Annotated in this window: 10 protein-coding genes; 3 read left to right on the top strand and 7 right to left on the bottom strand. The window is 72.3% G+C overall.

The genetic code is table 11. From position 1 onward, the window contains the following. Positions 1 to 12 precede the first annotated feature (12 nt). The gene (locus AB0K28_RS18130) at positions 13 to 216 is read right to left on the bottom strand and encodes a hypothetical protein (RefSeq protein ID WP_364371037.1); all 204 of its coding nucleotides are present in this window, start codon (positions 214 to 216) and stop codon (positions 13 to 15) included. A gap of 93 nt (positions 217 to 309) precedes the next feature. On the opposite strand from AB0K28_RS18130, the gene AB0K28_RS18125 reads away from it, so the two are divergent. Beyond that, complete coding sequence (locus AB0K28_RS18125; RefSeq protein ID WP_364371034.1) at positions 310 to 1,479, top strand: NADH:flavin oxidoreductase; 1,170 nt, start codon at positions 310 to 312, stop codon at positions 1,477 to 1,479. Here the strand turns inward: AB0K28_RS18125 and yicI are convergent. Genes yicI through AB0K28_RS18105 form a run of 4 tightly spaced genes read right to left on the bottom strand, consistent with a single transcriptional unit; the run spans position 1,464 to position 6,915 of the window. Beyond that, positions 1,464 to 3,698: an alpha-xylosidase gene (gene yicI, locus AB0K28_RS18120; RefSeq protein WP_364371031.1), complete on the bottom strand. Its 2,235-nt coding sequence runs from the start codon at positions 3,696 to 3,698 to the stop codon at positions 1,464 to 1,466. The genes AB0K28_RS18125 and yicI overlap by 16 nt on opposite strands. A gap of 5 nt (positions 3,699 to 3,703) precedes the next feature. Beyond that, positions 3,704 to 4,588 (bottom strand): carbohydrate ABC transporter permease, encoded by an 885-nt coding sequence (locus AB0K28_RS18115; protein ID WP_345388326.1) that lies wholly within the window; start codon positions 4,586 to 4,588, stop codon positions 3,704 to 3,706. Then, positions 4,585 to 5,511 (bottom strand): sugar ABC transporter permease, encoded by a 927-nt coding sequence (locus AB0K28_RS18110; RefSeq protein WP_345388328.1) that lies wholly within the window; start codon positions 5,509 to 5,511, stop codon positions 4,585 to 4,587. Before AB0K28_RS18110 ends, AB0K28_RS18115 begins: the two co-directional genes overlap by 4 nt. A gap of 51 nt (positions 5,512 to 5,562) precedes the next feature. Next, the gene (locus AB0K28_RS18105; RefSeq protein ID WP_364371026.1) at positions 5,563 to 6,915 is read right to left on the bottom strand and encodes an extracellular solute-binding protein; all 1,353 of its coding nucleotides are present in this window, start codon (positions 6,913 to 6,915) and stop codon (positions 5,563 to 5,565) included. Positions 6,916 to 7,039: 124 nt separating this feature from the next. Between AB0K28_RS18105 and AB0K28_RS18100 the strand changes: the two genes are divergently transcribed. Beyond that, entirely contained in the window at positions 7,040 to 8,512 is a 1,473-nt protein-coding gene (locus AB0K28_RS18100) for a glycoside hydrolase family 43 protein (protein ID WP_364371023.1), read from the top strand. Here AB0K28_RS18100 and AB0K28_RS18095 read toward each other — a convergent pair. Continuing rightward, positions 8,497 to 9,522: a LacI family DNA-binding transcriptional regulator gene (locus AB0K28_RS18095; protein ID WP_364371021.1), complete on the bottom strand. Its 1,026-nt coding sequence runs from the start codon at positions 9,520 to 9,522 to the stop codon at positions 8,497 to 8,499. The genes AB0K28_RS18100 and AB0K28_RS18095 overlap by 16 nt on opposite strands. Positions 9,523 to 9,929: 407 nt before the next feature. Between AB0K28_RS18095 and AB0K28_RS18090 the strand changes: the two genes are divergently transcribed. After that, positions 9,930 to 12,227 carry a tetratricopeptide repeat protein gene (locus tag AB0K28_RS18090; RefSeq protein ID WP_364371018.1) on the top strand — a complete coding sequence of 766 codons (2,298 nt, stop codon included), beginning with the start codon at positions 9,930 to 9,932 and terminating at the stop codon, positions 12,225 to 12,227. A 15-nt stretch (positions 12,228 to 12,242) separates the two neighbouring features. Here the strand turns inward: AB0K28_RS18090 and AB0K28_RS18085 are convergent, their stop codons facing one another. Then, the gene (locus AB0K28_RS18085; protein WP_364371015.1) at positions 12,243 to 12,770 is read right to left on the bottom strand and encodes a hypothetical protein; all 528 of its coding nucleotides are present in this window, start codon (positions 12,768 to 12,770) and stop codon (positions 12,243 to 12,245) included. Positions 12,771 to 12,773 lie beyond the last annotated feature (3 nt).

The following is a 12,773-nucleotide window of genomic DNA, read 5'->3' as shown; positions in this document are numbered from 1 at the left end:
CGCGGGGCCGCCTCACTCCGCCGGCTCGCCGTCCTCCGTGCCGGAGGTGAGGTCCTCGGCCGTCTGGCCGGACTGGCGCAGGGCCTCCTCCATCGCCACCTGGCCGGCGTGCCTGGGCTCGTCCGCGGGCTCGCGGGCGTTCCGCTCGTCTTCCTGGGCCGCGTCCAGCAGCGGCTCAGTGTCGGTTTTCGCCGCGTTCTCATCAGGAGTGGTCATGCGGCTACGGCTACCCCGCGCGTCGAGCAGCGAACGCCCAGGTGGGAGGCGGTACGCTTGCGTCCAAGCGCTTGCTTGGCGAGAGTGGGCGGCATGAACGAGGTGTTCGCGCCCGCCAGGCTCGGGCCGCTGCGCTTACGCAACAGGATCATCAAGGCGGCGACGTTCGAGGGCCGCACGCCGCAGGCGCTCGTGTCGGACGCGCTCATCGACTTCCATCGCGCGTTCGCCGAGGGCGGCGTGGCGATGACCACGGTGGCGTACTGCGCGGTGAGCCCCGAGGGCAGGACCGAGCGGCGGCAGCTCTGGATGCGGCCCGAGGCGGCCCCCGGGCTGCGGCGGCTGGCCGACGCCGTGCACGGCGCGGGCGCCGCCGTCTCCGCCCAGCTCGGGCACGCGGGCCCGGTGGCCAACCCGGCCTCCACCAGGCTTCCCGCGCTGGCGCCCAGCAGGCGGCCGAACCTGCTCGGCATGAGCATGACCAGGGCCGCCACCCGGGAGGACCTCGAACGCATCGTGCGGGCCCACGGCGATGCCGCTCGCGTCGCCGCCGAGTCGGGGTTCGACGCCGTGGAGATCCACCTCGGGCACAACTACCTGGCCAGCGCCTTCCTCAGCCCGAGACTCAACCGCCGCGACGACGCGTACGGGGGCGAGCTGTCAAAGCGAGCCCGCCTGGCCCGCGAGATCTGCCGCGCCGTCCGCGAGGCGGTGGGCGGCCGGCTGGCGATCCTGGCCAAGCTCAACATGGACGACGGCGTCCGCGGCGGGCTGCGCCCCGAGGAGAGCCTGCAGGTCGCCGCCTGGCTGGAGGCGGACGGCAGCCTGGACGCGCTGGAGCTGACGGCGGGCAGCTCGCTGCTCAACCCCATGTACCTGTTCCGCGGCGACGCGCCGGTCAAGGAGTTCGCCGCGGCGTTCCGGCCGCCGCAGCGGTGGGGCGTCCGCGCCATGGGCGGGCGATTCCTGCGGACATATCCGTACGAGGACCTCTATCTCCTGGACCAGGCCCGCGCCTTCCGCCGCGCCCTGCACCTGCCGCTGGTCCTGCTGGGCGGCGTCACCGGCCTGGAGACCATGAACCGGGCCATGGCCGAGGGCTTCGACTTCGTGGCCATGGGCCGGTCCCTGCTCAAGGAGCCCGGCCTCATCGACCGCATCAGGCAGGACCCGGGCGTCACCTCCACCTGCATCCACTGCAACCGCTGCATGCCCACGATCTACCGGGGCACGCACTGCCCGATCGCTCAGGCGGGCTCGTGACGCCAGCCCGAGGGGGCCGTGGAGGTGACCGACACCTCGCCGCCCGACCGGGTGACCGTGAAGCGGGCCGGCGTGCCGGTCGCGGGGTCGGTGACGGTGAGCGTGGTCTCGCCGTCGGGCCCGGGGTAGACGCGCAGGGTGAGCCCGTCGAGGTAGGCGTAGTCGGGCCGGTCGTCCCTGGCGCCGACGGGCAGCACCGCGCCCTCGCGGACGTAGATCGGCATCGAGGTGAAGCCGTGCCGCTCGGTACGCCAGCGCCCGCCCTCGACCCGCTCCCCCGTCAGGTAGTTCGTCCACGTGCCGTCGGGCAGGTAGAACTCCACCGTCCCGTCAGGGGTGAAGACGGGCGCGACGAGCAGGTCGGGGCCGAGCATGTACTGGGCGTCGAGGTGGGCGGCGGTGCGGTCGCCGGGGAACTCCATCGCCATCGGCCGCATCACCGGCGTGCCGCTCTCGTGCGCCTCGACGCCCGCCTGGTACAGGTACGGCATCAGGCGCAGCTTGAGCTTGGTGAACAGCCGGGTGACCTCGACCGCCTCCTCGTCGAACGCCCACGGCACCCGGTAGGACGACGAGCCGTGCAGCCGCGAGTGGGATGACATCAGCCCGAAGGCCACCCACCGCTTGAACACGCCGGGGTCGGGCGTGCCCTCGAAGCCGCCGATGTCGTGGCTCCAGAACGAGAAGCCGGAGAACGCCAGCGACAGGCCGCCTCGCAGGCTCTCGGCCATGGACTCGTACGAGGAACCGGAGTCGCCGCCCCAGTGGACGGGCAGCCGCTGCCCGCCGGCCGTGGCCGAGCGGGCGAACAGCACCGCCTCGCCCCGCCCGCGCCGCTCCTCCAGCACCTCGAACACGGCCTCGTTGTAGAGCTGGGTGTAGAGGTTGTGCATGCGCTCGGGCGCGGAGCCGTCGTGGTAGACGACGTCGAGCGGGATGCGCTCGCCGAAGTCGGTCTTGAACGCGTCCACGCCCTGGTCGAGCAGGCCGCGCAGCTTCGACTGGAACCACCGCGTCGCGTCGGGGTTGCTGAAGTCGACCAGCCCCATGCCGGCCTGCCACATGTCCCACTGCCAGACGCCGCCGTCCGGCCGCCGCAGCAGGTAGCCCCGCTCGGCGGCCTCGGCGAACAGCGGCGAGCGCTGCCCGATGTACGGGTTGATCCACACGCAGACCCGCAGGCCCTTGGCGTGCAGCCGGGCCAGCATGCCCTCGGGGTCGGGGAAGACGCGCGGGTCCCAGGCGAAGTCGCACCAGTTGAACTCGCGCATCCAGAAGCAGTCGAAGTGGAAGACCGACAGCGGCAGGTCACGCTCGGCCATGCCGTCGATGAAGGAGGTGACGGTCCGCTCGTCGTAGTCGGTGGTGAACGAGGTGGACAGCCACAGCCCGTACGACCAGGCGGGCAGCCGGGCGGGGCGGCCGGTGAGCGCGGTGTAGCGTTCGATGATCTGCTTGGGGGTGGGCCCGTAGATGACGAAGTACTCCAGGCTCTCGTCCTCGACGGAGAACTGCACCCGCTGCACCACCTCCGACCCCACCTCGTACGACACGTGCCCCGGGTGGTTGACGAAGACGCCGTAGCCGCGGTTGGTGAGGTAGAACGGCACGTTCTTGTACGCCTGCTCGGAGGAGGTGCCCCCGTCGGCGTTCCAGATGTCGACCGTCTGCCCGTTCTTCGCCAGCGGTCCGAAGCGCTCGCCGAGCCCGTAGACCACCTCGCCGACGCCGAGCGAGAGCTGCTGGGCGAGGTGGGCGGACGGCCCCGTCCTGGGCTTGCCGACCGGCCCCGGGTCGGTCTGGGCGTCGGCGGCGAGCTGGAAGTAGCCGATCGACTTGTGCCCGCTCGTGGTGAGCGGCCGGTCGTCGGCGTGGAAGGCCAGGTTCCAGGGGGCGCCGGGCGTCACGGTGGCGCTGAGCGCGCCGCTGGTGAGCGTCGTGCCGTCGGCCTTGGCCGGGCCGTCGCCCGGCAGGTCGAAGCCGCGCTGCTCGCCGCCGCCCCTGTGGTGGTCGATGCGGACGCGGATCACGTTCTCCAGCGGTGACGACAGCCGCAGGGTCAACACCGGGCGGTTGAGGGTGTCGCCGCGCCGGGTGATGACGGTGGTGGGCGCGGTCACGGTGATCGCGTCGGCGCCGGTGTCGATGTCGTAGGCCTCGGCCGCGTACAGCGCGGTGACGCCGGGACGCAGCTGCCAGAGCCCGTCGGTGAACTTCATGCCCATCAACCTTTCAGGCCGCCGGCGAGCAGGTCCGCGCGCCAGAAGCGCTGCAGGACCAGCAGGAGGATGATCAGCGGGATGACCGCGACGGCGGAGCCGGTGATGACCAGCGAGTAGAGGTCGCCGTCGCCCGCGCCCTTGCCGAGGAACGTGTACAGGCCCAGCGTGATCGGGTATTTGTCCTGGTCGGAGAGCATGATGAAGGGCAGCAGGAAGTTGTTCCAGATGCCGACGAACTGCAGCAGGAACACCGTCACCAGGCCCTGGATCATCATCGGCAGCACGATCGTGACGAAGATCCGCAGCTCGCCGGCGCCGTCCAGGCGGGCCGCCTCCAGCGTGCTCTCCGGCACCGACGCCACCGCGAACACCCGGCACAGGAAGATGCCGAACGGGTTGATGATCACCGGCAGCAGCACCGACCAGTGCGTCCCCGCCAGGCCGACGGCGGCCAGCAGCAGATACTGCGGCACCGCCAGCACCACGCCCGGCACCAGCACGCCGGCCAGGATCGCCGAGAACAGCACCTGCCGGCCGCGGAAGCGGAACTTCGCCAGGGCGTAACCGGCCATCGCCGCCACCAGGGTCGACAGCACCGCGCCGAGCCCCGCGTAGATGAGCGAGTTGAGGCCCCACTTCCAGAACTGGCCGCCCCCGTACGTGCTGAGGTCGATCAGGTTGTCGATCAGCCCGGTGCCCGGCGCGAACGAGAACGTGGTGAACAGCTCACGCGAGGTCTTCGACGAGGCCAGCACCACCCAGGCGACGGGGGTCAGGCAGTAGAGCGCGCCGAGCAGCAGCACGACCAGCGCCAGCCGCGGCCTGCGCCGCTGCACCCCGCGTCGCCGGCCGAACTGGCGGTCGCCGGTGCTCGTGACGGCGGTCATGCGTTGTCTCCGAAGGTCCGGCGCTGGAAGAAGCGCAGCAACAGCAGCGAGATGGCGAGGATGCCGACGGCCAGCACCACGGACGCGGCGGCGGCCCCGCCCAGGTTGTCGTTCGCGAACGCCTCTTGGTAGATCTTCATCAGTGGCACCCACGTCCAGCTGATCGTGGTCGTCATCGGCCGTAGCGTGGCCGGCTCGCTGTAGAGCTGGAGGGTGCCGATCACCGAGAACAGGCCGGTGAGCACGAGCGCGGGCGCCACCAGCGGGATCTTGATCCGCCAGGCGATCTGCAGCTCGCTGGCCCCGTCGATGCGGGCCGCCTCGTAGACCGAGGTGGGGATGGCGCGCAGCGACGTGAAGATGATGATCATGTTGAAGCCGACGCCCGACCAGAGCGCGATGTTGGCCAGCGAGAAGTAGAGGGCGGGGAAGCCGAAGAAGTCCAGCGGCCCCGCGTTCAGCTCGCGGGCGATGTAGGTGACCGGGCTCGTGCTGGGCAGGTAGAGGAAGCCCCACAGCAGGCTGGCGATCACGCCGGGCACCGCGTACGGCAGGAAGATCGCCGTACGCGCGAAGCCGCGCGCCCGCACCCTCGGGGTGTCGAGCAGCAGCGCGAACAGCAGGGCCAGGCCGAGCACGCTCGGGATGGAGATCACCCCGTACAGCAGCACGCGGCCGAGCCCGGCGGCGTACTCGGGGTCGCTGAGCGCGGCGGTGTAGTTGTCCAGCCCGACGAAGGTCTGCACGCGCCGCCCGAACGCCCCGCCGCCTTCGACGCGGAAGCCGCGGAAGCTCAGGTAGATCGCGTAACCGATCGGGATGACCATGAACAGCGTGAACAGCACGATCGCCGGCGAGGCGAACAGCCATGGGGTGGCGACGGCGCGCAGGCGGGTGCGGCGGCCGGCGGAGGAGGCGGGCATGAGACGTCCAGAGTGGGATCGAGCGGGGGCCCTGGGCGGGCCCCGCGCGTCTTACTGGGTGACGGTGTAACCGGACTTCTGCAGATCGGCGACCACCGCCTGCTGCGTGGCCTGGTACACCTCCCGGAAGGAGGACTTGGCCAGCGCGGCCTTGTTGAGCGCGTCGCCGAAGGCGCTCTGAGCCACGTTGACGTTCGGCCCCCAGGTGACCGGGATCGTGGTGTTCTTGATCACCTGGTCGGTGACCTGGTAGAAGTCCTTCTGCTGCGGCATCAGCTTAGGCGGCTCGTGCCCGAGCGTGGCCTGCCGGCCGGCGTTGCCGCCGGGGAAGAGGTCGAGGCCGAGCAGCAGCTTCGAGCCCTCGTCCGAGGCGCCCAGCCAGGCCGCGAACTTCGCCGCCTCGGCGGCGTGCTTCGACTTCTCCGGCACCAGGAACGCCGACCCGCCGAGGAACGGCACGGCCGGGTCGCCCTTCGTCCACTGCGGCAGCGGCGCCGACTCCCACTTGCCCGCGGTGTCGGGCGCGACCGTGTAGAGCACGCTCGGCGCCCATGCCGCGGCCGCCCAGCTGAGGATCTTGCCCTTGTTGACCTGGGCGTTCCACTCCGGCGTGAGCAGCGGCTCCACCTTGACCAGGTCGCGCTCGACGAGGTCCTGCCAGAAGTCGGCGGTCTTCAGCGACGGCTCGCTCGCGATGCCGACCTTCCAGCTGTTGCCGTCGGTGCTCCACCACTGCGCGCCGGCCTGGGCGGCCTGCGCGGCGAAGAACTCGAGCTGGCTGGCCGCGAAGCTGGCGATGTAGGCCTCGGGGTCCTTCTTGTGGATCTTCTCGGCGGCGTCGGCGTACTCGGCCCACGTGGTGGGGACCTTCACGCCGAACTTGTCGAACAGATCCTTGCGGTAGGTGAGCACCATCGGGCCGATGTCCTGGGGGACGCCGTACACCTGGTTGTTGAAGGTGGTCTGGGCCCAGATGTTCGGGTCGACGTTCGCCTTGACGGACGCCACGTCGGCCGTGATGTCCTTGACGGCGCCCGCCACGACCAGCGCGGGCACTCCGCGGTACTCGATCTGCACCACGTCGGGGGTGTCGCCCGCCTGGTCGGCGGCCAGCAGCTTGGCGGCGGTGTCGGACGTGCCGCCTACCTCCGAGAGCTTGACCGTGACGTTGGGGTTGAGCTCGTGGTACTTGTCCACGATCGCCTGCGCGCCGGGGTCGCTGCCCTTGAGGCTCCAGGTCCAGAACTGCAGCGTGATCGGGCCGTCCGCGCTCGCCGCCGTGCCCGAGGATTCCGGCTCGTTCGAACCGCATGCGGCCAGCGACGCCGTCAGGGCCGCGACCAGTGCGGCGGCGCCCAGGAGCGTCCTGCGCCTGCGGCGCGAGGGCAGGGAGTGTGGGGTCATGGCGGTCTCCTCGGACAGGTGCTCTCCGGCGGGGGGCCGGGTCTTGCGTGGGGTTTCTAACCTGATGTTAACGTTGTCATTCTGTCAAGACCTTTTTTGTAACACGCCACCGGAGCCCGCCCCCGTGCCCACCTTTCGCAACCCCGTCCTGCCCGGCTGCCATCCGGACCCGTCGATCTGCCGGGTCGGGGCCGACTTCTACCTGGTCACCTCGTCGTTCGCGTACTTCCCTGGATTGCCCGTCTTCCACAGCCGTGACCTGGTGCGATGGCGGCAGCTCGGCCACGTGGTGGACCGGCCGGGCCTGCTGCCGCTGGAGGGGCTCGACGTCTCCGACGGGCTGTGGGCGCCGACCATCCGCCACCACGAGGGCCGCTTCTACGTCGTGTCCACGCTCGCCGTGCGGCGGCGCGGCCGGATCACCTTCGTCGCCACCGCCGACGACCCGGCCGGGCCGTGGTCGGACCCGGTGCCGCTGGAGGCCGAGGGCATCGACCCCTCGCTGTTCTTTGACGACGACGGCCGCTGCTGGTTCACCGCCTGCCGGGACGCCGCCGGTGACGTCGGGCCGGGCGAGTTGTGGATGCGGGAGCTGGATCTCGAGCGGCTGAAGCTCGTGGGGCCGACCCACGTGCTGTGGCACGGCGCCGTACGAGGGGCGTGGGTGGAGGCGCCGCACCTGTACAAGCGGGACGGGACGTACCACCTGATCGCGGCCGAGGGCGGCACCGAGCGCAACCACAGCGTCACCGCCGCCCGCGCGGAAACCGTCACCGGCCCGTACGTCACCGACCCGCGCAGCCCTCTGCTCACCCACCGGCACCGGGGCCCCGGCGAGCCGGTGCACAACGTGGGGCACGCCGACCTGGTGGACACGCCCGACGGCGAGACGTGGGCGGTGACGCTGGGCGTCCGCCCCATCGACGGCACCCACACGCTGGGCCGCGAGACCTTCCTGGTGCCCGTCACCTGGACGCCCGCCGGGCCGGTCTTCGCCCCTGAGTCAGGCGGGGTCCGCCTGGACGAACGCCTCCCCTCGATCGCCGCCGCCCTCCCCGAGGACGAGCCCCCGGCCGGGCGGGAGCACTTCGACGGGCCGGTGCTCGGGCCGGAGTGGAACAGCCTGCGCGGCCCGGTGGATCACCTGACGGGCGACGGGCTGGAGATCGAGGCCGGTCCTGAGCCGCTCTCGACCCTGGGCGTGCCGGCGTTCGTCGGGCGGCGGCAGCAGCACGTACGGTTCCGCGCCCGCACCAGCCTCACCTTCACGGGCGCCGAGGCGGGGCTGGCGGTCTTCCAGAACCAGGACCAGCACGCGACGCTCGCGCTCATCGACGGCGAGGCGGTGCTGACCGTACGCGAGTCGGGCGTTCCCACCCGCGTGGCCGCCGCGCCGGTGCACGGGGAGGTCGTGCTGGAGGTGGAGGGCGACGAGACCGGCTACACCTTCCGCGTCGGCTCCACCGCGCTCGGCACGGTCGGGCGCGCCCTCCTCAGCACCGAGCGCGCCGGCGGGTTCGTCGGCGTCTACCTGGGCCTTTATGCCTCCGGCGGCGGGCGGGCGAGGTTCGGCTGGTTCGACTACGAGCCGGCCTGATCCCTGGGCGGGGCGGTGCTGCGGCGGACCACCAGCTCGGGCGGGATGCGCTCGGTCGCGGGCGCGTCGCCCTTGATCCGTCCCAGCAACTGCTCGACGCAGCGCTCGCCGAGCCCGAGGAAGTCCTGACGGACGGTGGTCAGCGCGGGCACCAGGTACGCGGCTCCCGGTATGTCGTCGAAGCCGACGAGCGAGACGTCCTGCGGCACCCGCACGCCCAGCTCGGCGAAGGCCGCCAGCACCCCCATGGCCATCTGGTCGTTGCCGGTGAAGATCGCGGTCGGCGGCTCGGCCTCGTGCCGGGTCACGAGGTAGGTGGCCAGCCGGTAGCCGCTGTTGCCGGTGAAGTCGCCCTCGAACAGCTCGCCCTGGGCCTCCGGCACCTCCGCCAGCGCGGCCCGCCAGCCGTCCACCCGGGCCCGCGCGTCGTAGGTGCGCAGCGCGCCCGTGAGGTAGGCGATGCGGCGATGTCCCAGCCTCAGCAGGTGGCGTACGGCCAGCCGCGCCCCCAGCTCCTGGTCCAGCTCGACGAAACCGAGGTCGGGGTTGGGCACCGTGCCGGACACGATGACCGTCACCGGCACGTCGGTGGCGATCTCGGCCAGCGCGTCCACCACCATGGGCCGGTCGCCGATCACCGCGACCGCCTCGACCGCCTGGTCGGTGAGCCGCCGCAGCGTCTCGGCGAAGTCGCGGGTGCTGCCGCCCTGCCAGCTCGCCAGGTTCACCCAGTAGCCGGCGCGCTGGGCCGCGCTCTGCACGCCGCGCAGCATCCTGGGCAGCTCGTACAGCTCGGCGCCGGCCAGCACCACGCCGATCGTGGAGGAGCGGCGGCTCTTGAGCGCGCGGGCGACGCTGTTGCGCCGGTAGCCGAGCTTCTCGATGGCGGCCTCGACCCTGGCCCGGGTCTCGGGGCGTACGGAGGGGTGGTCGTTGAGCACGCGGGAGACGGTGACGTGGGACACGCCTGCCTCGCGTGCCACGTCCACCATGCCCGGTGCCCGATTCATGTTCATACTCCCGCCTCCGCAGAAGACGGATCATATAGGGCACGCCGTGGTCGCCGGGGTCCGCCTTTGCGGCGTACCCCGATGCGCTGTCCGGCGAATGACCGGTTTTCGTCCTGGTGGCCGGCCGCTTTCATCGGCGAAGATGAAGGGCCGGTGACGCCATTCTCGCCGACGGGGGGTCCGCCTGCCGCACGTGCGGCTCCGGGCGATGATCCACCGTGCCAACATTCTCTGCTTTTCGCACGATCAAACGATCAATGCCCAGCTCAGAACATTTATCCCGCCATTTCGGACACACCTCCGAAATAAACAGACATGACACCCCTAGGTGTTACGGATGGTCTCGTAGACTCCACCCCGGCGGGGGCACGGGGCTATGGGCAATGCGCATGGATCGAGGGGTCACCATGTCTGCTGGGATCGTTCAGGAGGGTCAGAGTCTGGGAGCGCTCGTCCGGGCCTGGCGCAACAGGGCGCTGCTGACCCAGGAGGAGCTGGCGAGCAAGACCGGGGTCAACGTACGGACGATCCGCCGGCTGGAGGGCGACGCGGTGGAGCGGCCCCGCAGCAGGTCGCTCCGGCTGCTGGCCGAGGCGCTCCAGCTCGACCCGCTCGAACAGGCCGCCTTCGCCGCCGCCGCCCAGGCGGGCCCTCCTCCCCCGCCCGCCGAAGAGGCTTCCGGCGCGGAGCCCGAAGGCGGGCGGCGCGTGCCACGGCAACTGCCCGTCGGGGTGTCCAGGTTCGCGGCCAGGACGGAGGCGCTGGCGGAGCTGGACCAGCTGCTGAGGCCGCAGGCGGACGGCGCGGCCACCCGGATCTGCGTCGTCTCCGGCATGGCAGGGGTCGGCAAGACGTGCCTGGCGCTGCACTGGGCGCACCGGGCGCGCGGCCGGTTCCCCGACGGCCAGCTCTATGTGAACCTCAAGGGCTTCTGCCCGTCGGGCGACGCCGTGGACCCGCGCGACGCCCTGGGCATGTTCCTTGAGGCGCTGGGCGTACCGCCGCGGCAGATCCCCGACGACCTCGCCGCGCGTTCCGCCCTCTACCGCACGACGCTGTCGGACAGGCGGGTCCTCATCGTGCTGGACAACGCACTGGAGGCCGAGCAGGTCAAGCCGCTGCTGCCCGCGGCCCCGTCCTGCGCGGTGCTGGTGACCAGCCGCAACACGCTGACCGGCCTGGTCGCGACGGAGGCGGCCGCCGCGCTGACCCTCGACCTGCTGCGCGACGACGAGGCCAGGGAACTGCTGGCCGGCCGGCTGGGCGCGGCCCGCGTCGCCGCCGAGCCCGAGGCGGCCGGGGCGATCATCGCCCGCTGCGCCGGGCTGCCGCTGGCGCTGGCGATCACGGCCGCGCACGCCGCCACCCACGCGCTCACCCTGGCCTCGGTCGCCGCCCAGCTCGGCGACCGGCGCCGCCGCCTCGACACGCTCGACGCGGGCGACCCGGCGGCCGACGCCCGTGCCGTCTTCTCCTGGTCGTACCGGACGCTGAGCGCCGAGACGGCCCGCCTGTTCCGGCTGCTGGCGGTGCATCCCGGGCCCGACCTCACCCTCGCCGCGATGGCCAGCCTGGCGGGCGTCACCCGGGAACGGTTACGCGCATTGGTCGGGGAGCTGCGCAGCGCGCACCTGCTCACCGAGCACCTGCCCGGCCGCTACAGCCTGCACGACCTGCTGCGCAGCTACGCCGCCGAGCTGGTACGCCCGCACGCCGCTGAGCGGCGGGCCGCGCTGCACCGCCTGCTCGACCACCACCTGCACACCGGCCACGCCGCCGCCCGCCTGCTCAACCCGCACCGCGAGCCCATCACCCTCGCCCTCCGCCAGGCGGGCGTGACGGTCACCGCGTTCGACGGCTACGAGCAGGCGTTCGCCTGGTACGCGAGCGAGCACCGCGTGATGCTCGGCCTGATCTCGCGGGCCGCCGCCGAGGCGTTCGACGTGCACGCCTGGCAGCTCGTCTGGGTCGTCACCGACTTCCTCTACCGGCAGGGCCACTGGGACGAGTGGCGCGCCACCCAGCGCGCCGGGCTGGCCGCCGCCGAGCGGCTCGGCGACGTACGCGCGCAGGCCATCGCACACCGCGGCATCGCCATGGCCTGCTCGAACCTGGGCCGGCACGTGGAGGCGCAGCCGCACATCAGGCTCGCGCTCGACCTGTACGACCGGCTCGGCGACCGCGTCGGCCAGGCCCACACCCACGTCAACCTGTGCGCGCTGCTCTACCGGCAGGGCCAGTACGCCGAGGCGCTGCACCACGGCACCCGGGCGCTGCGCCTGTACGTGGCCGCCGACGACCTCATCGGGCAGGCGATGGCGCTCAACACGACGGGCAACGTGCTCGTGGAAACCGGCGAGTACGAGCAGGCGCTGCGTTACTGCCGCCGGGCCGCCGCCCTGTACGAGCAGCTCGACGACCCCAACAACCAGGCGCTGACCTGGGACACCATCGGCCACGCCTACCACCGGGCGGGCCGGCACTCCGACGCGGTGGCGTACTACCGGCGGGCGGCCGCGGTGTTCGAGGAGCTGGACAGCCGCTCCTTCCTCGCCCAGACGCTCGTCAACCTGGGCGACGTGCACGCCACGGCCGGCGGACGGGAACAGGCCCGCGCCGCGTGGCGCCGGGCACTCGACCTGCTCGCCGAGTCGGGCCAGCCCCAGGCGGACGCCGTACGCGAGAAACTCGCCGCCCTCCCCTGACCAGGGGCGCAGGTCTCAGGCGCGCTCACCCGCCGAACGCAGGTCCACGACGGCGGCGGCGAACGCCAGCGGGCCCGGCAGCAGCGGCACCAGCAGCGGGATCGCCCAGGCGAGCAGGACCGCCAGCAGCACCGCGCAGGCCAGCAGGAGCGTGCCGCGCGGGTCGCCGGCCGAGCGGTGCAGCGCCGTACGGACCGACGGCCCGTACGGCGAGGCGATCGCCCGCAGCCCGACGGTCAGCGCCCCCAGCGCGAGCAGGGCCAGCGCGGGCGCCATGACGCCGGCGCCCGGCAGCCCGGCGGCCAGCGTCCCGGGGGTGAGCCGGGCGCGCAGCCGCCGCGCGTACCCGGCGGCGGTGACGTGCGCGCCGCCGGTCGCGGACTCCCTGAGCGCGGCGGACGCGGCGGCGAACGCGGCCGGCACGGTCACCACCGGCAGCGCCGCGACGGTGGTCAGCAGCCCGGCCAGCAGCATGTCGGCGAAGAGCGCCAAGCCCGGCCCGAACGGCTCGCCGGGCGCCCTGTCGGACGGAACGCGGGCCATCCC

The organism is Nonomuraea sp. NPDC049504 (genome assembly GCF_040676845.1).
GTDB lineage: Bacteria > Actinomycetota > Actinomycetes > Streptosporangiales > Streptosporangiaceae > Nonomuraea > Nonomuraea salmonea.
This window is presented reverse-complemented; position numbering and strand designations above follow the sequence as displayed.